The 19539-nt window shown below is 61.7% G+C and carries 19 protein-coding genes; 14 read left to right on the top strand and 5 right to left on the bottom strand.

Features of this window, described 5'->3' with window-relative positions:
• The first annotated feature begins 123 nt into the window (after positions 1-123).
• The 4 genes from AC1Q6I_RS18095 to AC1Q6I_RS18110 all read left to right on the top strand — a co-directional run bounded on the left by AC1Q6I_RS18095 (position 124) and on the right by AC1Q6I_RS18110 (position 3643).
• The gene (locus AC1Q6I_RS18095; RefSeq protein ID WP_024077557.1) at positions 124-921 is read left to right on the top strand and encodes a hydroxymethylpyrimidine/phosphomethylpyrimidine kinase; all 798 of its coding nucleotides are present in this window, start codon (positions 124-126) and stop codon (positions 919-921) included.
• Positions 922-939: 18 nt separating this feature from the next.
• On the top strand, positions 940-1569 hold the full coding sequence (gene thiE, locus AC1Q6I_RS18100; protein WP_102624167.1) for a thiamine phosphate synthase: 630 nt from the start codon (positions 940-942) through the stop codon (positions 1567-1569).
• Positions 1570-1580: 11 nt separating this feature from the next.
• Entirely contained in the window at positions 1581-2864 is a 1284-nt protein-coding gene (hemL, locus tag AC1Q6I_RS18105; RefSeq protein ID WP_024077559.1) for a glutamate-1-semialdehyde 2,1-aminomutase, read from the top strand.
• A 224-nt stretch (positions 2865-3088) separates the two neighbouring features.
• Positions 3089-3643, top strand: a complete 555-nt coding sequence (locus AC1Q6I_RS18110; protein WP_024077560.1) for a tetratricopeptide repeat protein — start codon at positions 3089-3091, stop codon at positions 3641-3643.
• A 144-nt stretch (positions 3644-3787) separates the two neighbouring features.
• On the opposite strand, the gene AC1Q6I_RS18115 is transcribed toward AC1Q6I_RS18110, so the two are convergent.
• Positions 3788-4114 (bottom strand): DUF1820 family protein, encoded by a 327-nt coding sequence (locus AC1Q6I_RS18115; protein ID WP_003194436.1) that lies wholly within the window; start codon positions 4112-4114, stop codon positions 3788-3790.
• Positions 4115-4245: 131 nt separating this feature from the next.
• Here AC1Q6I_RS18115 and miaB point away from each other — a divergent pair, with 131 nt between their 5' ends.
• The 5 genes from miaB to lnt all read left to right on the top strand — a co-directional run bounded on the left by miaB (position 4246) and on the right by lnt (position 9660).
• Positions 4246-5574, top strand: coding sequence for a tRNA (N6-isopentenyl adenosine(37)-C2)-methylthiotransferase MiaB (miaB, locus tag AC1Q6I_RS18120; RefSeq protein WP_024077561.1), 1329 nt, complete (start codon positions 4246-4248; stop codon positions 5572-5574).
• 216 nt (positions 5575-5790) lie between these two features.
• A complete protein-coding gene (locus AC1Q6I_RS18125; protein ID WP_024077562.1) occupies positions 5791-6795 on the top strand; it encodes a PhoH family protein in 1005 nt (334 codons plus the stop codon).
• Complete coding sequence (gene ybeY, locus AC1Q6I_RS18130; protein ID WP_024077563.1) at positions 6788-7246, top strand: rRNA maturation RNase YbeY; 459 nt, start codon at positions 6788-6790, stop codon at positions 7244-7246. Before AC1Q6I_RS18125 ends, ybeY begins: the two co-directional genes overlap by 8 nt.
• A gap of 42 nt (positions 7247-7288) precedes the next feature.
• Positions 7289-8128 carry a CorC family transporter gene (locus AC1Q6I_RS18135; RefSeq protein WP_010206772.1) on the top strand — a complete coding sequence of 280 codons (840 nt, stop codon included), beginning with the start codon at positions 7289-7291 and terminating at the stop codon, positions 8126-8128.
• 8 nt (positions 8129-8136) lie between these two features.
• The gene (lnt, locus tag AC1Q6I_RS18140; RefSeq protein ID WP_102624168.1) at positions 8137-9660 is read left to right on the top strand and encodes an apolipoprotein N-acyltransferase; all 1524 of its coding nucleotides are present in this window, start codon (positions 8137-8139) and stop codon (positions 9658-9660) included.
• 121 nt (positions 9661-9781) lie between these two features.
• Here the strand turns inward: lnt and AC1Q6I_RS18145 are convergent, their stop codons facing one another.
• Both AC1Q6I_RS18145 and AC1Q6I_RS18150 read right to left on the bottom strand, forming a co-directional pair.
• Positions 9782-10543, bottom strand: coding sequence for a YdcF family protein (locus tag AC1Q6I_RS18145; RefSeq protein WP_102624169.1), 762 nt, complete (start codon positions 10541-10543; stop codon positions 9782-9784).
• Positions 10544-10650: 107 nt separating this feature from the next.
• Complete coding sequence (locus AC1Q6I_RS18150; RefSeq protein WP_102624170.1) at positions 10651-10968, bottom strand: hypothetical protein; 318 nt, start codon at positions 10966-10968, stop codon at positions 10651-10653.
• Positions 10969-11230: 262 nt separating this feature from the next.
• Between AC1Q6I_RS18150 and leuS the strand changes: the two genes are divergently transcribed.
• The 5 genes from leuS to AC1Q6I_RS18175 all read left to right on the top strand — a co-directional run bounded on the left by leuS (position 11231) and on the right by AC1Q6I_RS18175 (position 17387).
• Positions 11231-13837, top strand: coding sequence for a leucine--tRNA ligase (gene leuS / locus AC1Q6I_RS18155; RefSeq protein ID WP_102624171.1), 2607 nt, complete (start codon positions 11231-11233; stop codon positions 13835-13837).
• 89 nt (positions 13838-13926) lie between these two features.
• Complete coding sequence (locus AC1Q6I_RS18160; RefSeq protein WP_024077569.1) at positions 13927-14532, top strand: LPS-assembly lipoprotein LptE; 606 nt, start codon at positions 13927-13929, stop codon at positions 14530-14532.
• Positions 14533-14571: 39 nt separating this feature from the next.
• Positions 14572-15609: a DNA polymerase III subunit delta gene (gene holA / locus AC1Q6I_RS18165; protein ID WP_024077570.1), complete on the top strand. Its 1038-nt coding sequence runs from the start codon at positions 14572-14574 to the stop codon at positions 15607-15609.
• A gap of 226 nt (positions 15610-15835) precedes the next feature.
• Positions 15836-16000: an alternative ribosome rescue factor ArfA gene (arfA, locus tag AC1Q6I_RS18170; protein ID WP_003176285.1), complete on the top strand. Its 165-nt coding sequence runs from the start codon at positions 15836-15838 to the stop codon at positions 15998-16000.
• Between the two features lie 61 nt (positions 16001-16061).
• Positions 16062-17387 (top strand): lytic murein transglycosylase, encoded by a 1326-nt coding sequence (locus AC1Q6I_RS18175; protein ID WP_102624172.1) that lies wholly within the window; start codon positions 16062-16064, stop codon positions 17385-17387.
• 68 nt (positions 17388-17455) lie between these two features.
• Here AC1Q6I_RS18175 and AC1Q6I_RS18180 read toward each other — a convergent pair whose 3' ends face one another.
• Both AC1Q6I_RS18180 and lipA read right to left on the bottom strand, forming a co-directional pair.
• Positions 17456-18376 carry a S66 peptidase family protein gene (locus tag AC1Q6I_RS18180; RefSeq protein WP_069077078.1) on the bottom strand — a complete coding sequence of 307 codons (921 nt, stop codon included), beginning with the start codon at positions 18374-18376 and terminating at the stop codon, positions 17456-17458.
• Positions 18377-18515: 139 nt separating this feature from the next.
• Entirely contained in the window at positions 18516-19517 is a 1002-nt protein-coding gene (lipA, locus tag AC1Q6I_RS18185) for a lipoyl synthase (RefSeq protein WP_162163623.1), read from the bottom strand.
• Positions 19518-19539 lie beyond the last annotated feature (22 nt).

The raw sequence follows: 19539 nt of genomic DNA on the forward strand, positions 1-19539 counted from the left end.
ACAGAGGGTTTTACAACCCGTAACGGATACTAGCAAACGGCCATAAATACCCCTGTATCCGGGCAAAATTCTGCCAGCGCCAGACGGCCACGCCAAAAGCGTTTGGTGGTAAGCTCGCGCTCCATGAATATCTACAGCTCTCGCCCTGTTGTCCTCTGTCTCTCCGGCCATGATCCCAGTGGGGGCGCCGGCTTGCAGGCAGATATCGAAGCCCTGCTCGCCCAGGGCTGCCATGCGGCTCCGACCGTCACCGCCCTGACCGTGCAGAACACCGTCAATGTCAGCGACTTTCGCGTACTCGATCGCGAGTGGGTAATGGCCCAGGCCAATGCCGTGCTCAGCGACTCCGAAGTCGCGGCGGTCAAGCTGGGCATGCTGGGCTCTACCGCGATGGTCGACACCGTGGTCGAACTGCTGCAGGCGCATCCGCACCTGCCGGTGGTGTGCGACCCGGTGCTGCGTGCCGGCGGCGGTGGCAGCCTGGGCAAGGATGAAGTCGGCTACGCGATGCGCGAGCGGCTGTTTCCACTGTCGCTGATCGCCACACCCAACCTGCCCGAAGCCCGCATCCTTGCAGAGCTGCCCGACGGCACCGCGGACGAATGCGCCGAAAAGCTGCTGCCCTATATCAAGCACCTGCTGATCACGGGCGGCCATGGCGACGAACACGAAGTGCACAACCGCCTGTACAGCCGCGACGGCACGCGCCAGACCTTCACCTGCCAGCGCCTGCCCGGCAACTATCACGGATCGGGTTGCACCCTGGCCAGTGCACTGGCCGGGCGGATCGCCCAGGGCGAGGGCCTGGTGAGCGCCGTACAGTCTGCCCTCAACTACACTTGGCGTACCCTGCGTGACGCCGAACAACTCGGCCAGGGCCAGTTCGTGCCTCGCCGACTGCCGCTGGATTTCTGCTCGTAAGACCAAGAGGCCTGCCCGATGAAATTACGTGGCCTTTACGCCATTACCGACGGCCAACTGTTGGCCGGCAAATTCCTCGCCTATGTCGAAGCGGCATTGGACGGTGGCGTGACCTTGTTGCAGTACCGCGATAAAAGCACCGACGAAGCCCGGCGCCTGCGCGAAGCCGAAAAGTTGCGGGAGCTGTGCTCTCGCTACAAGACCCAATTGATCATCAACGACGATGCCGAATTGGCTGCGCGCCTCGGCGTCGGCGTACACCTGGGCCAGACCGACGGCCCACTGACCCCGGCGCGTGCCTTGCTGGGTTCCAAGGCGATCATCGGCGCCACCTGCCACAGCCAGATCGAACTGGCCGAGCAGGCCGCGAAGGAAGGCGCCAGCTATGTCGCCTTCGGCCGCTTCTTCAATTCCAACACCAAGCCTGGCGCGCCCGCCGCCACTGTCGAGATGCTGGCCCAGGCCCGCAAGCGCCTGCAATTGCCGATCTGCGTGATCGGCGGCATCACTCTGGAGAACGCCGAACCGCTGGTGGCCCACGGTGCTGACCTGCTGGCCGTGGTGCATGGCCTGTTCGGCGCCGAGAGCCCCCAGGAAGTCACGCGCCGCGCCCGCGCCTTTAACGATCTTCTTAAATATTCCGTTTAGAGAGCCCGACCATGTCCCGTTCCGAAAGCCTGTTTGCCAATGCCCAGAAACACATCCCCGGCGGTGTGAACTCCCCCGTGCGTGCGTTCAAGAGCGTCGGCGGCACGCCATTGTTCTTCAAGCATGCCGAAGGCGCCTACGTCACCGACGAAGATGACAAGCGCTACGTCGACTACGTTGGTTCCTGGGGTCCAATGATCCTCGGCCACAGCCATCCTGAAGTCCTCGACGCCGTCCGCCAGCAATTGCAGCACGGCCTGTCCTACGGCGCGCCGACCGCGATGGAAACCGAGATGGCCGACCTGGTCTGCTCGATCGTGCCGTCGATGGAGATGGTGCGCATGGTCAGTTCCGGCACCGAAGCCACCATGAGCGCAATCCGCCTGGCCCGTGGTTTCACCGGCCGCGACAGCATTATCAAATTCGAAGGCTGCTACCACGGCCACTCCGACAGCCTGCTGGTCAAGGCCGGTTCCGGCGCACTGACCCAGGGCGTTCCGAGTTCGGCCGGCGTACCCGCCGCGTTCGCCAAACACACGCTGACCCTGCCGTTCAACGACATTGCCGCGGTCGAGCAGATGCTCAGCGAAGTCGGCCAGGACGTGGCTTGCATCATCGTCGAGCCGGTCGCTGGCAACATGAACTGCGTACCGCCGGCCCCGGGCTTCCTCGAAGGCTTGCGCGAGCAGTGCGACAAACACGGCGTGGTACTGATTTTCGACGAAGTGATGACCGGTTTCCGTGTCGCCCTCGGCGGCGCCCAAGCGCACTATGGCGTCACGCCAGACCTGAGCACCTTTGGCAAGATCATTGGCGGCGGCATGCCGGTGGGCTGCTTTGGCGGCAAGCGTGAAATCATGCAGCAGATCGCGCCGCTGGGCCCGGTGTACCAGGCGGGCACCCTGTCCGGTAACCCACTGGCCATGGCGGCCGGCCTGACCACCCTGCGCCTGATCAGCCGCCCGGGTTTCCACGCCGAGCTGACCGACTACACCACTCGCCTGCTGGACGGCCTGCAACAGCGCGCCGATGCCGCCGGTATCCCGTTTGTCACCACCCAGGCCGGTGGCATGTTCGGCCTGTATTTCAGCGGTGCCGACGATATCGTCACGTTCGAGGACGTGATGGGCAGCGATGCCGACCTCTTCAAGCGCTTCTTCCACCTGATGCTGGAAGGCGGCGTGTACCTGGCGCCGAGCGCCTTCGAGGCGGGCTTCACCTCGATCGCCCACGGCGACGCCGAGCTGAAACTGACCCTTGACGCCGCCGAGCGCGCCTTCGCCGCCCTGAAATAAACAGGTGCACACTCTGATGCTGCCCTCGGCAGCGTCAGATTTTCTACTTTGCCTACAGCGTTTTCCTTATTTTTTCGAGAATTCACCTGCAATCCGGCAGATAACTTGCCCAACCAGCAGAAAAACGAGTAAAGACTTTGTAAGCAGAGGCCTGCTTATTTCATAATGCGCGCTTATTGGACCCCCGAGGGTCCGCGTGCCCCGTCAGAGGTAAGTCGATTCCCATGAAACGCACCGGCCGCACCCTGGTCCTGGGCTGCCTGTTGCTCCTTCAGCCGCTGCTGGCACATGCACAAGCAGGCGGCAACTCGTTGTTAATCCCAGCGATGGGTCGTTGCACCCTCAATACCCAGCCAGACAGCCAGGCCGAAGCCCTGAGCGCGTGCCAGAAACAGGCCGACGGCGGGGATGCGCAGGCGCAATACGAGTTGGGCGAGTTCTTCTACGACAGCAAAAACCCCGCCCGCGACCTCAACAAGGCCTTGAACTACTTCGAGAAAGCCTCGTTGCAGGGCCACGCCCAGGCGCAATTCCAACTGGGCACCATGTTCTTCCACGGTGAAGGCGTGCCGGCCAATAACGTCCAGGCGTATATCGTGCTGAAAATGGCTGCGGTCAATGGCGCCGAAGACGCGCTGGACACCGCCGACGAAGTGGCCGAGCACATGCAGCGCGATGAGCTGGAAGTGGCGACCCAGGTGCTGGGGCAGATTTTCCGCAATTACCTGCAGGAATTGCAGAGTGCCGATGGGCGTTCGCCGTTCTCACCCCTGCCCTGATCGATCTGCGGCGAGGGCGCGTGCTCCTCGCCAGGCTGCGAAGCGGGTTCACAACCCTTCACTGACTTCTATCTGACGCACCTGTAAATTGCATTGGGGCCGCTTCGAGCCCCGGCGGGAGTAAGCGTCCTCGTCCCAAACGCCTTACTTTTCAGGCATCGGCATCGGAAACGGCATGACATTGCTGGTGCCACGGGCTTCGCTGATCTTCGGTGTTCCCAGGCGCTCGACTTCATCGATGCGCACAATCGAATGCATCGGCACAAAACTACGCACCACGCCTTCGAACTGGGCCTTGAGTTTCTCTTCGCCCGGGTCGACGACCAACTGGGTGCGCTCGCCAAAGACGAACTCTTCCACCTCCAGGAAGCCCCACAGATCGCTCTGATAGATCTGCTTGGCGTACATTTCGAACACCTGGCCCTGGTTCAGGAAAATCACCTTGTAGATTGGAGCTTCACGTTTGGTCATGGTGGGCGAACAACACATCGGGGATATAAAAGAGGGCGCGAACTATAGCATGGCACCCGATGCACAACGCTAGGAACCAATGGACATGCCCCCTATAATGCGCGGTTCTTTACCACCAGTTGACGATTCCCATGGCCAAGAAGCTTTATATCGAAACCCACGGTTGCCAGATGAACGAGTACGACAGCTCGCGCATGGTCGATCTGCTGGGTGAACACCAGGCCCTGGAAGTCACCGCCCGCGCCGAAGATGCCGACGTGATCCTGCTCAATACCTGCTCGATCCGCGAACGGGCCCAGGACCGCGTGTACTCGCAACTGGGCCGCTGGCGCGAACTGAAACTGGCCAACCCGGACATGGTGATCGCCGTCGGCGGTTGCGTGGCCAGCCAGGAAGGCGCCGCCATCCGCGACCGCGCGCCCTATGTCGACGTGGTGTTCGGCCCACAGACCCTGCACCGCCTGCCGGAAATGATCGACGCTGCGCGCCTCACCAGGCTGCCCCAGGTCGACGTCTCGTTCCCGGAAATCGAAAAATTCGACCATTTGCCCGAGCCACGCATCGACGGGCCGAGCGCCTATGTGTCGGTGATGGAAGGCTGCAGCAAGTACTGCACCTTCTGCGTGGTGCCTTACACCCGTGGCGAAGAAGTCAGCCGGCCGTTTGACGATGTGCTGTCGGAAATCATCCACCTGGCCGAACACGGCGTGCGCGAAGTGACCCTCCTGGGCCAGAACGTCAACGGCTATCGCGGCCAGACCCACGATGGCCGCCTGGCGGACCTGGCGGAGCTGATCCGCGTGGTCGCCGCCGTCGATGGCATCGAGCGCATTCGCTACACCACCTCGCACCCGTTGGAGTTTTCCGACAGCCTGATCCAGGCCCACGCCGAAGTGCCGGAGCTGGTCAAGCACCTGCATTTGCCGGTGCAGTCGGGCTCGGACCGCATCCTGGCGGCCATGAAGCGCAACCACACCGCCCTGGAATACAAATCCAAACTGCGCAAATTGCGCGCGGCGGTGCCGGGTATCTGCATCAGCTCGGACTTTATCGTCGGTTTTCCCGGCGAAACCGAGAAAGACTTCCAGCAGACCATGAAGCTGATCGAAGACGTCGGTTTTGACTTCTCCTATTCGTTTGTCTACAGCCAGCGTCCGGGCACCCCGGCCGCCGACCTGCTGGACGAAACCCCGGAAGAACTGAAAAAAGAGCGCTTGAACGCCCTGCAACATCGCCTGAACCAGCAGGGTTTCGAGATCAGCCGACAAATGGTCGGGTCCACCCAACGCATCCTGGTCACCGACTACTCGAAAAAAGACCCGGGCGAATTGCAGGGGCGCACCGAGAACAACCGCATCGTCAACTTCCGTTGCGACAATCCGACCTTGATCGGCCAGTTTGCCGATGTGCACATCGATGCGGCGCAACCGCATTCGTTGCGCGGGTCTCTGGTGCAATAACCCTCAAATCACCACGGCTCAAAATGTGGGAGGGGGCTTGCCCCCGATGACGGCGTGTCAGACACAGATGTTTTATCTTCACCTGCGTTATCGGGGGCAAGCCCCCTCCCACATTTGAATTGCATGGCATCAGGGTTAGATAAATGCTTTCGTACCCGAGCCACTGGCGCTATTCTCTCTTTCACCTCCACAGCCAAAGGGCGGCTAAAAGCAACCTTGAACGCACCCATAGCAGAACCCCATCGTTTCCTCCTCGAGCCGTTTGAGGCTCGCCGTTTCGCCAATCTGTGCGGACAGTTCGACGAGCACCTGCGCCTGATCGAACAACGCCTGAGCATCGAGATCCGCAACCGCGGCAATCAATTCGAGCTTATTGGCGAACCCCAGCACACCACGTCTGCAGAAAACCTGCTCCGCCGCCTCTACCGCGAAACCAAGGGTAGTGAGCTGTCGCCGGAAACGGTGCACCTGTACCTGCAGGAATCCGCCGTGGAAGACCTGGCCAACAACCCGGTGGCCGAAGCCAGCGTGGCCCTGCGCACCAAAAAAGGCATGATTCGCCCACGCGGCTTGAATCAGCAGCGCTACGTCAAAGAAATTCTCGGCAACGATATCAACTTCGGCATCGGCCCCGCCGGTACCGGCAAGACCTACCTGGCCGTGGCCTGCGCGGTCGACGCCTTGGAGCGCGAGCAAGTGCGCCGCATCCTGTTGGTGCGCCCAGCGGTCGAGGCGGGTGAAAAACTCGGCTTCCTGCCCGGCGATCTGGCCCAGAAGATCGATCCGTACCTGCGCCCGCTCTACGACGCGCTCTACGAAATGCTCGGCTTTGAATACGTGGCCAAGCTGATCGAACGCCAAGTGATCGAAATCGCCCCGCTGGCCTACATGCGTGGCCGTACGCTGAACAACAGCTTCATCATCCTCGACGAAAGCCAGAACACCACTGTCGAGCAGATGAAGATGTTCCTCACCCGTATCGGTTTCGGCTCCACCGCCGTGATCACCGGTGACGTCACCCAGGTCGACCTGCCCAAGGGCACCAAATCCGGCCTGGCCCAGGTGATCGAGGTGCTCAAGGACGTGCCGGGTATCAGCTTCACGCACTTCATGCCCAAGGACGTGGTCCGCCACCCGCTGGTGCAGCGCATTGTCGAGGCCTACGAGCGCTTCGACCATCGCGACGACGCACCGACCCAGGATGCGCGCCGCGATGCTTGAGCTTGACCTGCAGCTGGCCACCGACGCGCCCGCTCCCAGCGAAGAGCAGTTCCGTCAATGGTGCACCCTGGCCCTGCGCCAGCGCACCGCTGACTCGGAACTGACCATTCGCCTGGTGGACGAGCCCGAGGGCCGCGAACTGAATCACACCTGGCGCCAGAAGGATTACGCGACCAACGTGCTGTCCTTTCCCGCCGACGTACCCGACGAGTTGCTGGATATCCCGCTGCTGGGCGACCTGGTGATCTGCGTCGAAGTGGTCGAACGCGAAGCTCGGGAGCAAGGCAAGGTTCTTGAGGCCCATTGGGCCCATCTGGTCATCCACGGCTGCTTGCATCTGCTGGGCTACGACCATATAGACGATGACGAAGCCGAAGAGATGGAAGCGCTGGAACGAACGTTGCTTGCAGAATTGGGTCATCGCGATCCGTATGCAGACGACGAAAACTGATCGACACTTAACTGAAACAACAAAGGATTTAGAGTAATCGCTATGAGCGAAGACCGATCGAGCAACGGGCAAAAGTCATGGCTGGGTAAACTGACCCAGGCTTTTGCCCACGAGCCGAAAAACCGCCAGGAGCTGCTGGAGCTGCTGCGCGAAGCCCACCAGAACAAGTTGCTGGACAGCGAAGCGCTGGCCATCGTCGAAGGCGCCATCCAGGTGGCTGACCTGCAGGTTCGCGACATCATGGTCCCGCGCTCGCAGATGATCAGCATCAAGGCGACCCAGACCCCACGGGAATTCCTCCCGGCCGTGATCGATTCGGCGCACTCGCGCTACCCGGTGATCGGTGAAAGCCATGACGACGTCATGGGTGTCCTGCTGGCCAAGGACCTGCTGCCGCTGATCCTCAAGGAGAACGGCGACAGCTTCAACATCAAGGACCTGCTGCGTCCCGCCACGTTCGTCCCGGAATCCAAGCGCCTGAATGTGCTGCTGCGTGAATTCCGCGCCAACCACAATCACATGGCCATCGTGATCGACGAATACGGCGGCGTGGCTGGCCTGGTAACCATCGAGGACGTGCTGGAACAAATCGTCGGCGATATCGAAGATGAGCACGACGTCGAAGAAGACAGCTACATCAAGCCACTGCCCAGCGGTGACTTCCTGATCAAGGCGCTGACACCGATCGAGAACTTCAACGAGTTCTTCGACAGCGAGTTCTCCGACGATGAGTTCGATACCGTCGGCGGCCTGGTGATGAGTGCATTTGGTCATTTGCCCAAGCGCAATGAAACCACCGAGATCGGTGCGTATCGCTTCCGCATCCTGAATGCCGACAGCCGTCGCATCCACCTGATCCGTCTGACACCTATTGCCCGCTAAGGACTGACATGCGCCGTTTCATCGCTCCCGGCTGGCCCGGTAACCTGCTGGCCGTGGTGGCCGGCGCCATCACCACCCTGGCGCTGGCGCCGTTCGACCTGTGGCCGTTTGCGCTGCTGGCGGTCGGACTGTTTTATGTCGGGCTGCGGGAATTGTCCCCACGCCAGGCCCTGAGCCGTGGCTGGTGTTTCGGTTTCGGCCTGTTTGGCGCTGGCACCAGTTGGATCTACTACAGCATCCACCACTTCGGCGGCGCCTCGGTGCTGTTGGCCGGGCTGCTGATGCTGGCATTCACCGCCGCCATTGCCCTGTTCTTCGCCTTACCCGCGTGGCTGTGGGCACGCTGGCTGCGCCGCAATGAAGCGCCGCTGGCCGACGCCCTGACCTTTGCCGCATTGTGGGTCGGCCAGGAAGCCTTTCGTGGCTGGTTCCTCACCGGCTTCCCCTGGTTGTACTCCGGTTACAGTCAACTCGACGGCCCCCTCACCGGCCTCGCGCCAGTGGGTGGCATGTGGCTGATTTCCTTCGCGCTGGCGCTGACCGCAGCCTTGCTGTGCAACCTGCCACGCCTGCTCGCAACCCGGCGCAACGCCTTTATCGGCACTGGCCTGCTGTTGCTGGTGGCGCCTTGGGCAATCGGCCTGGCCCTCAAGCATCACGACTGGACCTCGCCTTCCGGCGCACCGTTAAGCGTGGCGGCGATCCAGGGCAACGTCGAACAAAGCATGAAGTGGGACCCCGAGCAGCTCAATGCGCAACTGGCGCTGTACCGCGACATGAGCTTCAGCTCCAAGCGCGTCGACCTGCTGGTATGGCCCGAAACAGCGGTGCCGGTGCTCAAGGAATCGGTCGAGGGTTACCTGGGGATGATGGGCAAGTTCGCCGCCGAGCGGCATACCGCCCTGATCACCGGTGTGCCGATTCGCCAGGAAGTGCATCATCACAAGCGCTACTTCAACGGAATCACCGTAGTGGGTGAAGGGGACGGCACTTACCTGAAGCAGAAACTGGTGCCCTTCGGCGAGTACGTGCCACTGCAGGACATGTTGCGCGGCTTGATTGCCTTCTTCGACCTGCCCATGTCGGACTTCGCCCGTGGCCCGTCCGACCAGGCAATGCTGCAAGCCAAGGGCTATCAGATTGCACCGTTCATTTGCTATGAAGTGGTGTACCCGGAATTCGCCGCTGGCCTGTCGGCCCAGAGCGACCTGCTGCTGACCATCAGCAACGACACCTGGTTCGGCACCTCCATCGGCCCCTTGCAGCATCTGCAAATGGCGCAAATGCGTGCGCTGGAAGCCGGCCGCTGGATGATCCGCGCCACCAACAATGGCGTGACCGGCCTGATCAACCCGTATGGTCAGATCACCGCGCAAATCCCGCAGTTCGAGCGCGGCATTCTCTACGGCGACGTGGTGCCGATGCACAACCTGACACCGTATCTGCAATGGCGCTCATGGCCGTTGATCATCCTGTGCCTGGGGCTGTTTGGCTGGGCACTGCTGGCGGGCCGGATGTCCAAAACCGTCTGACCAGGCAACACCAAACCAATGTGGGAGGGCGCGCGCCCCAATGGCAATTGTTCAGACACAGATGTTTTGACTGAAATGCCGCTATCGGCGCAAGCCCCCTCCCACATTTTGATTTGCGGTGCTATCGATAGAACAACCGATACCCCACCTGCCCCACCGCCTCGTTGAGCAACTGCCCGCTCTGCCACACTGACTTGAACTCCGGCATCCAGCCGCCCAGTGGCCGGGCGTTGTCCACGCCCAGGAAACCGACAGGCGCCGGCACCACGGTAAAGCCGGCCTTTTCAAAGCTCCAGACCGAACGCGGCATATGCCAGGCCTGGGTCACCAGCACCACGCGCTTGATGCCCTCGGGTAACAGAACCCCGGCGCTCATCTGCGCGTTTTCCCACGTGGTACGGCTGCGCTCTTCCTTCCAGCGCACCATGACGCCAAAGTCATCTTGCATCGACACCGCCATCAACTCAGCCTCGCTGGGCGGCGTCCCGTAGTGCAAACCACCGCTGGTCAACACCGGCAACCCGGATGCCTTGGCCAAACGCGCGGCATAGCGCTGGCGCTCAAGCCCGATTCCCGTGGGCTGGTCCGAACCCCAGGCCGGATCGCCACGCTCTCGGCCCGAACCCAATATCACAATGGCATCAGCGCGCTCGGCCAGGGTCGACCAGTCCTCGCGGGCCAAGGGCGGTTGCGTCTCCAGGGCCCGCGCGCCCCACTCCACCACGACCGGCAAGCTCATCAGCCACATGCCCCCCAGCCCCAGGGCAAAACAGCATCCCGCCAGGCGCGGACGGCTGCGACGAAACCACCAGGCAAGCGCGAGCAACAGCAAAAGAATGCCAGGCGGCAGTAACAGTTGTTTGATGAAGTAACGAATAGGCATCGGGCATCTCCATAGATGCCCGAAGCCTAAGGTGTAACGGGGGTTGAGCGACACTATTTAAGAGCAAAGCTGTGGTTGCGATGATCAGGCAGCAACAGGAGGGTGCATTACTTGAACCGTACGGCCCGACGTTTTTCCGGGCCGCGACCAGCCAACACATCCTTGAGCCACACCACCTTGGCCGACCGCGGGGGTTCACCGTATGGCGGGGAAGCCACACCGCTCGACACCGCGCGTCCATTCCTTTCCAGGTAAGCCGTGATCAGTTCCAACTCTGCGCGGCTCAAGCCTCGCAGTTCCAACTCCACAGGCCGTTCATCACGCAATCGGTCCGCAGTACTTGCCGCATCCAGTGCCCGACCCAAGCGGTCGATCAGTCCTTGGTATACATCCGATTTAGATAACATTCGCTGCGATTCCACCATCCCCTCACCTCATTGAAGATAAGACTCACTCCCCAATAAACAGCGTAGCCCCCATGGCTGCGCCTGCCCGGTGCCGCGACAGACGGCCTCGGTGGCGCAATCAGGGTTTCCCTCGATAGAGTGGGGTCATGTATGCTACGGCGCTTCCTGTAACTCCACTTCCCGCAGGGTTTGGGCACGGACGCGCCGCTTTTTGGTGTCGATCAACCCGGACAGTGCACCGAAGAGGATTAGGCCACCCCTATCCAGTTCAAAAGTAGCCATGCACGAACAATATCAGCCCCGTGAAATAGAAAATGCCGCCCAAACCTTCTGGGACGAGCAAAAGTCCTTTGAAGTCAGTGAACAGCCAGGCAAGGAGACTTTCTACTGCCTATCGATGTTCCCTTACCCCAGCGGCAAGCTACACATGGGGCATGTGCGTAACTACACCATCGGCGACGTGATTTCCCGCTACCAGCGCATGCAAGGCAAGAACGTCCTGCAACCCATGGGTTGGGACGCCTTCGGCATGCCGGCGGAAAACGCCGCGATGAAAAACAACGTGGCTCCCGCCAAGTGGACCTACGAAAACATCGCCTACATGAAGTCCCAGCTGCGCAGCCTGGGCCTGGCGGTGGACTGGTCTCGCGAAGTGACCACCTGCAAGCCGGACTACTACCGCTGGGAACAATGGCTGTTCACTCGCCTGTTCGAAAAAGGCGTGATCTACAAAAAAAGCGGCACCGTGAACTGGGACCCGATCGACCAGACCGTACTGGCCAACGAGCAGGTCATCGACGGGCGCGGCTGGCGTTCCGGCGCGCTGATCGAAAAGCGCGAAATCCCGATGTACTACTTCAAGATCACCGCCTACGCGGACGAACTCTTGTCGAGCCTCGACGATTTGCCGGGCTGGCCTGAACAGGTCAAGACCATGCAACGCAACTGGATCGGCAAGTCCAAGGGCATGGAAGTTCAGTTCCCGTACAACGTCGACTCCATCGGCGAAGCCGGCGCACTCAAAGTCTTCACCACCCGTCCAGACACCCTGATGGGCGCGACCTACGTCGCCGTGGCTGCCGAGCACCCATTGGCCACCCAGGCTGCCCGCAACAACCCTGAACTGCAGGCGTTCATTGCCGAATGCAAAGGCGGTAGCGTGGCCGAGGCCGACGTCGCCACCCAGGAGAAAAAGGGCCTGCCGACCGGGTTGTTCGTCGAGCACCCGCTGACCGGCGAAAAGCTGCCGGTCTGGGTCGCCAACTACGTGCTGATGCACTACGGCGATGGCGCAGTAATGGCTGTGCCGGCCCACGACGAGCGCGATTTCGAATTCGCTACCAAATACAGCCTGCCGATCAAGTCAGTGGTGCGCACCAGCTCGGGCGACACCAACCCGGCCCCGTGGCAAGACGCCTACGGTGAGCACGGTGAGCTGATCAACTCCGGCGAGTTCGACGGCCTGGACTTCGCCGGCGCCTTCGACGCCATCGAAGTCGCACTGATCAAGAAAAACCTCGGCGCCTCGCGCACCCAGTTCCGCCTGCGCGACTGGGGCATCAGCCGCCAACGCTATTGGGGCTGCCCGATCCCGATCATCCATTGCGAAAGCTGTGGCGACGTGCCGGTGCCGGAAGACCAACTGCCGGTCATCCTGCCGGAAGACGTGGTGCCGGACGGCGCCGGTTCGCCGCTGGCGCGCATGCCCGCGTTCTACGAGTGCAACTGCCCGAAATGCGGCCAGCCTGCCAAGCGTGAAACCGACACCATGGACACCTTCGTCGAGTCCTCGTGGTACTACGCCCGCTACGCCTCGCCGCACTATGAAGGCGGCCTGGTGGAAAAATCCGCGGCCGACCACTGGCTGCCGGTGGATCAGTACATCGGCGGTATCGAACACGCCATTCTCCACCTGCTGTACGCGCGCTTCTTCCACAAGCTGATGCGCGACGAAGGCCTGGTGAGTTCCAATGAACCGTTCAAGAACCTGCTGACCCAGGGCATGGTCGTCGCCGAGACTTACTATCGCCGCGAGGCCAATGGCGCCTACACCTGGTTCAACCCGGCGGACGTCGAACTGGAGCGCGACAGCAAGGCCAAGGTCATCAGCGCCAAGCTGATCGCCGACGGCCTGCCGGTGGAAATCGGCGGCACCGAGAAGATGGCCAAGTCGAAGAACAACGGCGTCGACCCACAGTCGATGATCGACCAGTTCGGCGCAGACACCTGCCGCCTGTTCATGATGTTCGCCTCGCCGCCTGACATGAGCGCCGAATGGTCCGACTCCGGCGTCGAAGGTTCGCACCGTTTCCTCAAGCGCGTCTGGCGCCTGGCCCATGCCCATGTCAGCCAGGGCCTGCCTGGCAAGCTGGATGTAGCGGGCTTGAATGATGAGCAGAAAGCCATTCGCCGCAGCACCCACCTGGCCATCAAGCAAGCGAGCCAGGACGTGGGCCAGCACCACAAGTTCAACACCGCCATCGCCCAGGTGATGACCCTGATGAACGTGCTGGAGAAAGCACCACACGCCACCGAACAGGACCGTGCGCTGGTTCAGGAAGGCCTGGAAACGGTCACCTTGCTGCTGGCCCCGATCACGCCGCACATCAGCCACGAACTGTGGAGCCGCCTGGGCCACAGCGACGCGGTCATTGATGCCCGCTGGCCGGTGCAGGATGACAGCGCGCTGGTACAGGACACGTTGCAACTGGTGATCCAGGTCAACGGTAAACTGCGCGGGCACATCGACATGCCTGCCAGCGCCAGCCGTGAAGACGTCGAAGCGGCCGCCCGCATCAATGAGAACGTGCTGCGCTTTACCGAAGGCCTGACGATCCGCAAAGTGATCGTGGTGCCCGGCAAGCTGGTCAATATCGTCGCGAGCTAAATCGGATCGGGCGCAGGGCTTGGGCCCTGCGCCGAACAAAACCTCCAGGGCCTCGATAAGGCCCACATGGTTTCAAGGGGAGCAACAAAATGATCAAACGCAATTTGCTGGTGATGGGCCTTGCCGTGCTGCTGAGCGCTTGCGGCTTCCAGCTGCGCGGTACTGGCACCAATGAACTGGCGATCAAGGAACTGGACGTCAGCGCCCGCGACGCCTACGGCAATACTGTGACCCAGTTGCGCCAGGTACTGGAAAACAGCGGTGTGCACGTCTACACCGGCGCGCCCTATAAGCTGGTCCTGATAAACGAGAAAGAAACCCAGCGTAACCTCAGTTACGCCAGTGCCGGCCGCGCCTCGGACATCGAACTGAGCAGTGAGCTCAACTTCGAAATCCAGGGCCGCGAACATCTGCCATTGATGGGTGACAAGGTCCAGGTGCAGAAAATCGTCAGCCACGACGGCAACAACCTGGTGGGTTCGGACTCGGAAAGCATCCAGGTGCGCAAGGAAATGCGTCGTGAATTGGTGCAACGCATGGTCGTGCGCCTGCAGATGCTGACCCCACAACAACTCGACACCTTGCAGCAAAACGCCGACAACAAGGCCAAGGCTGACGCCGACGCCCTGAAAGCCGCGCAAGAGTACGAAAACAACACGCCGAAACAATCGCCTGTTGAAGTCCCTGTCGAGTAAGCCAGACGGGGCGCCCCAGGCGCCCCGTTCGCCCAGCCTATGAAACTCGCCCCCGCCCAACTCGCCAAACACCTGCAAGGTGGCCTCGCGCCGGTGTATATCGTCAGCGGTGATGACCCGCTGCTGTGCCAGGAAGCGGCGGACGCCATCCGCACTGCCGCACGCCAGCACGGCTTCGATGAGCGACAGGTGTTCAGCGCCGACGCCAGTTTCGACTGGGGCACGCTGCTGCAAGCCGGCGCCAGCATGTCGCTGTTTGCGGAAAAACGCCTGCTGGAACTGCGCTTGCCGTCGGGCAAGCCCGGAGACAAAGGCGCAGCCGCCTTCATCGAGTACTGTTCACGACCTGCCGAAGACACAGTGCTGCTGATCAGCCTGCCCAAGCTCGACGGCAGTGCGCAGAAAACCAAGTGGGGCAAGGCGCTGGTGGAAGGGGCGCAGACCCAGTTCATCCAGATCTGGCCGGTGGATAGCAGCCAGTTGCCGCAATGGATTCGTCAGCGCCTGTCACAGTCGGGGCTATCGGCGACGCAAGATGCGGTCGAGCTGATCGCCGCCCGGGTCGAAGGCAACTTGCTTGCCGCCGCCCAGGAGATCGAAAAGCTCAAGCTGATGGCTGAAGACGGGCAGATCACCGTCGAGACCGTGCAAGGCGCAGTAGCCGACAGTGCGCGGTTTGACGTGTTCGGGCTGGTGGACGCGATCCTCAATGGCGAACCGGCCCACGCCCTGCGCATGCTCGAAGGGTTACGCGGCGAAGGCGTGGAACCGCCGGTGATCCTCTGGGCCCTGGCCCGGGAACTGCGGGTGCTGGCCAATATCGCGCTGCAATACAGCCAGGGCACGCCGCTCGACAAATGCTTCAGCCAGGCCCGGCCGCCCGTGTGGGACAAACGCAAGCCCCTGATGAGCAAAGCCCTGCAACGGCACTCGGCGCAACGCTGGGCGCAATTGCTGCTGGAAGCGCAGCGCATCGATGCGCAGATCAAGGGCCAGGCTGCCGGTTCGCCGTGGATGAGCTTGAGTCGTTTGTCGCTGCTGATGTCCGGACAGCGCCTGACACTCCCCGCCGAATAGCCCCCTCTTAAAAACACCGCAAAACCAATGTGGGAGGGGGCTTGCCCCCGATAGCGGCGTGTCAGCCACTGCATCTTTGGCTGATCCACCACGATCGGGAGCAAGTCGAATCATCGCACCGCCCTTCCCACATTTTTGACTGCGTTTACAATTCATGGGCTTTACAGCAGCCTGGCTTCGGCAGATGATTTGCACCGCTGCATCCCACCTGAAGAGAGCATCAACCATGAGCAAAAAGCCATCCAAGCATGGCCCCAACAAGGCCAAATCCATCATCGCCCAGCCACTGTTCCGCAGCCGTCAGGAACGCGCCGGCAAGGGCAAAGGCAGCTACCGCCGCGAAGCCTTCCAGTCTAATAGCTGGGAGGCTTCTTACTTTCTGGCTGCCTGAAGGCAAGCGCCCCTCCGGCATGATAAGGTCTGCACCTGATTTGTAATCCCTGGACCTGTGCATGCCCTCTAGTCTTTCCCGTCGTTGGCACCTTCGCCAATTGATCGCTGCCTCCAGCCTCATACTGCTCGTCGCCTGCGCGGAAAAGCCCACCGCCGCAGACGCTCAACCCCTGCCGACATTGCAGACCGCCCCCGTCGCAGCGCCCGCTGTCGTGGCCCCGCTGGCCGTGGACAATCTCGACATCCAGCCCACCCAGACCTTTGCCGAATGGCAGGCCGGTTTCCGCGAGCAAGCCTTGAAGGCCGGGATTACACCCGCCGTCTTCGATAATGCATTTGCCGGTGTTACCCCCGACATGGCGGTGATCCGCGCTGACCGCAGCCAGCCGGAGTTTTCCCGCCCGGTGTGGGAATACCTCGATGGCGCCCTGTCACCGGTGCGCGTGCGTAACGGCCAGTCAATGCTGGTCAAGTACGCCGATATCCTGCAAAGCATCGAGCAACGGTATGGCGTCGACCGCCAGGCACTGGTCTCGGTCTGGGGCATGGAAAGCAACTTCGGCCAGTTCCAAGGCAATAACTCGGTGATCCGCTCCTTGGCGACCCTGGCCTACGAAGGCCGTCGCCCGGCCTTTGCCCAGGCGCAATTGCTCGCCGCACTGCAGATCATCCAGCATGGCGATATCCAGGCCGACCAGATGAAAGGCTCCTGGGCCGGCGCCATGGGCCAGACCCAATTTATCCCGACCACCTACAATACCCACGCAGTGGACTTCGATGGCGACGGTCGCCGCGATATCTGGAACAGCCCGGCCGACGCCCTCGCCTCCACCGCTCACTACCTGCAAAGCTCCGGCTGGCAGAAAGGCCAACCGTGGGGCTTCGAGGTGCAACAACTGCCAGCGAACTTCGATTACGCCCTGGCCGACGGCGGTATACGCAAGACCGTGGCCGAATGGCTGAAACTGGGTATCCAGTTGCCACCGGGGGCCAGCATGCCGGCCAACGTTGGGCAACTGTCCGCCGCGCTGCTGCTGCCAGCCGGCTACCGTGGCCCGGCGTTCCTGGTGCTGGATAATTTCCGCGCGATCCTCAAGTACAACAACTCATCGTCCTACGCGCTGGCCGTGGGCCTGCTGTCGGAACGGTTTGGTGGAGGCGGTGTGATCCGTGGGGATTGGCCGAAGGATGAGCTGCCGCTGAGCCGTTCACAGCGCATCGACCTGCAGACGGCGTTGAGCGCCAATGGTTATGACGCGGGCAACCCGGACGGAATTATCGGCGCGAACACGCGCAAGGCGATTCGGGCGGCGCAGCAATCGTTGGGCTGGCCAGCGGATGGGTATCCGACCGTGAAGTTGCTGGAGTCGTTGCAGAACCGTTAGATCTGCTTATGGCGACGACCACTATCGGGGGCAAGCCCTCGATAGCGGTTTAGCAAACGCCAATAGATTCAGGGCCGGACAACCACATCCTGCTCCAACACCACCCGCTGCTCCCCCGCATCCAACCGCACCAACGCGCCCATCGGCAGCGTCAGGTTCGGATCGCAATGCCCGCTGCGCCAGCCGGCCAGCACCGGTATGCACAACGGCTCGAACGTCTGCTTCAGCAGGCGCTCCAGCGCAACGTTATCCACCCCCGCCACATCCCCTACCAGCACACCGGCGACCTGAGCCAACTTGCCCGCCAGACGCAGGTGCGTCAGCAGACGGTCGATGCGGTAGATCGGCTCGTTGACGTCTTCGATAAACAGGATGATGCCCTCGGCATCGATTTCGTAGGGCGTACCCATCACCGCCGCGATCATTGACAGGTTGCCCCCCAATAAGCGCCCACAGGCGATACCAGGCTCGATCGTAGTCAACGGGTAGGCCACCGGGTGCACCAACACACTGCCTGCGCCCAGCTGGCCCCGCAGCAGGTTGAACAGTGATGACTCGGTGGGGGGCTGCTTGCCGCCAAGCAAGTCGGCATTCAGCATCGGGCCGTGGAAGGTCACAAAGCCCGCATAGCGGCTGATCGCAAGGTGCAAAGCGGTGATGTCGCTGTAGCCCACAAAGGGTTTGGGGTTGGCGCGCAGCAGGTCGAAGTCCAGCGCGTCGAGCAGTCGCGGTGTGCCGTAACCACCACGCAAACAGAAGATAGCGTCGATTTCCGGATCGGCAAAAGCGGCGTGCAGGTCACGCAGACGTACTGCATCACTGCCGGCGAGGTAGCCGTCGCGTTCATAGACACCGGGGGAAATTCGCAGATCGTAGCCGCGCGTGCGCATCCATTGGCCAGCCTTTTCAACGTCCAGCACGGCAGGGCCGGCGGGAGCGATCAGGGCGATGGTGCCTTCAGAGCGAAGGGCTGGAACGGCTGCAGTCATACACAACTCTCCCTAACTAACGCGGAACGAAATGTGGGAGGGGGCTTGCCCCCGAAAGCGGTGGATCAGCCAGCACATGGAGTGACTGACATACCGCAATCGGGGGCAAGCCCCCTCCCACACTGGATCTCAACCCCTATCAGGAAACCAGGCTAGCCTTGACCAGCTTGGCTTGCTCATCGGCGTGGTACGAGGAACGTACCAGCGGGCCCGACGCGACGTTCTTGAAGCCCATCTTGTAGCCTTCCTCGGCGAACCAGGCGAAGGTGTCCGGGTGTACGAAGCGCTGTACCGGCAAGTGGCTGCGGGACGGTTGCAGGTACTGGCCCAGGGTCAGCATGTCGATGTCGTGTTCGCGCATGCGCTTCATGACTTCGATCACTTCTTCGTCGGTTTCGCCCAGGCCCAGCATCAAGCCGGATTTGGTCGGAATATGCGGCATCATCTGCTTGAACTTCTGCAGCAGGGTCAGCGACCACTGGTAGTCCGAACCCGGGCGCGCGGCCTTGTACAGGCGCGGCACGGTTTCCAGGTTGTGGTTGAACACATCTGGCGGCTCGGCGGCGGTGATTTCCAGCGCCACGTCCATACGGCCACGGTAGTCCGGGACCAGGGTTTCGAGCATCACGTTCGGTGACAGCTTGCGGATTTCGCGGATGCAGTCGGCGAAATGCTGGGCGCCGCCGTCGCGCAGGTCGTCACGGTCTACCGAGGTGATCACCACGTACTTGAGTTTCAGGTCGGCGATGGCGATGGCCAGGCTTTCCGGTTCGTTGACGTCCAGTGGCTTCGGCCGGCCGTGGCCGACGTCGCAGAACGGGCAACGACGGGTGCAGATGTCACCCATGATCATGAAGGTAGCGGTGCCGCCGGAGAAGCACTCGCCCAGGTTCGGGCACGATGCTTCTTCGCACACGCTGTGCAGCTTGTGCTTGCGCAGCAGGGCCTTGATCCGGTCGACTTCCGGCGAGACCGGAATACGCACGCGAATCCAGTCAGGCTTTTTCGGCAGTTCGGTCGTCGGGATGATCTTGACCGGGATGCGTGCAACCTTTTCGGCGCCGCGCAGCTTGACGCCGGCTTCCACCTTGGCACGCGGGGCCGGGGCCGGACGCTCGGTAACGTCCAGCGTCGGGATCATGGTTTGCACTGCATCAGTAGTC

It is taken from the genome of Pseudomonas sp. MPR-R2A5, from assembly GCF_058793055.1.

What these genes read in the sequence shown, in the direction of transcription:
- thiE (WP_102624167.1), top strand. Translation starts at nt 940, where the DNA reads ATGAAATTACGTGGCCTTTACGCCATTACCGACGGCCAACTGTTGGCC.
- leuS (WP_102624171.1), top strand. Translation starts at nt 11,231, where the DNA reads ATGCACGAACAATATCAGCCCCGTGAAATAGAAAATGCCGCCCAAACC.
- AC1Q6I_RS18115 (WP_003194436.1), bottom strand. Translation starts at nt 4,114, where the DNA reads ATGACCAAACGTGAAGCTCCAATCTACAAGGTGATTTTCCTGAACCAG.
- AC1Q6I_RS18150 (WP_102624170.1), bottom strand. Translation starts at nt 10,968, where the DNA reads ATGGTGGAATCGCAGCGAATGTTATCTAAATCGGATGTATACCAAGGA.
- miaB (WP_024077561.1), top strand. Translation starts at nt 4,246, where the DNA reads ATGGCCAAGAAGCTTTATATCGAAACCCACGGTTGCCAGATGAACGAG.
- AC1Q6I_RS18160 (WP_024077569.1), top strand. Translation starts at nt 13,927, where the DNA reads ATGATCAAACGCAATTTGCTGGTGATGGGCCTTGCCGTGCTGCTGAGC.
- arfA (WP_003176285.1), top strand. Translation starts at nt 15,836, where the DNA reads ATGAGCAAAAAGCCATCCAAGCATGGCCCCAACAAGGCCAAATCCATC.
- ybeY (WP_024077563.1), top strand. Translation starts at nt 6,788, where the DNA reads ATGCTTGAGCTTGACCTGCAGCTGGCCACCGACGCGCCCGCTCCCAGC.
- holA (WP_024077570.1), top strand. Translation starts at nt 14,572, where the DNA reads ATGAAACTCGCCCCCGCCCAACTCGCCAAACACCTGCAAGGTGGCCTC.
- AC1Q6I_RS18095 (WP_024077557.1), top strand. Translation starts at nt 124, where the DNA reads ATGAATATCTACAGCTCTCGCCCTGTTGTCCTCTGTCTCTCCGGCCAT.
- AC1Q6I_RS18110 (WP_024077560.1), top strand. Translation starts at nt 3,089, where the DNA reads ATGAAACGCACCGGCCGCACCCTGGTCCTGGGCTGCCTGTTGCTCCTT.
- lnt (WP_102624168.1), top strand. Translation starts at nt 8,137, where the DNA reads ATGCGCCGTTTCATCGCTCCCGGCTGGCCCGGTAACCTGCTGGCCGTG.
- AC1Q6I_RS18145 (WP_102624169.1), bottom strand. Translation starts at nt 10,543, where the DNA reads ATGCCTATTCGTTACTTCATCAAACAACTGTTACTGCCGCCTGGCATT.
- lipA (WP_162163623.1), bottom strand. Translation starts at nt 19,517, where the DNA reads ATGATCCCGACGCTGGACGTTACCGAGCGTCCGGCCCCGGCCCCGCGT.
- AC1Q6I_RS18135 (WP_010206772.1), top strand. Translation starts at nt 7,289, where the DNA reads ATGAGCGAAGACCGATCGAGCAACGGGCAAAAGTCATGGCTGGGTAAA.
- hemL (WP_024077559.1), top strand. Translation starts at nt 1,581, where the DNA reads ATGTCCCGTTCCGAAAGCCTGTTTGCCAATGCCCAGAAACACATCCCC.
- AC1Q6I_RS18175 (WP_102624172.1), top strand. Translation starts at nt 16,062, where the DNA reads ATGCCCTCTAGTCTTTCCCGTCGTTGGCACCTTCGCCAATTGATCGCT.
- AC1Q6I_RS18180 (WP_069077078.1), bottom strand. Translation starts at nt 18,376, where the DNA reads ATGACTGCAGCCGTTCCAGCCCTTCGCTCTGAAGGCACCATCGCCCTG.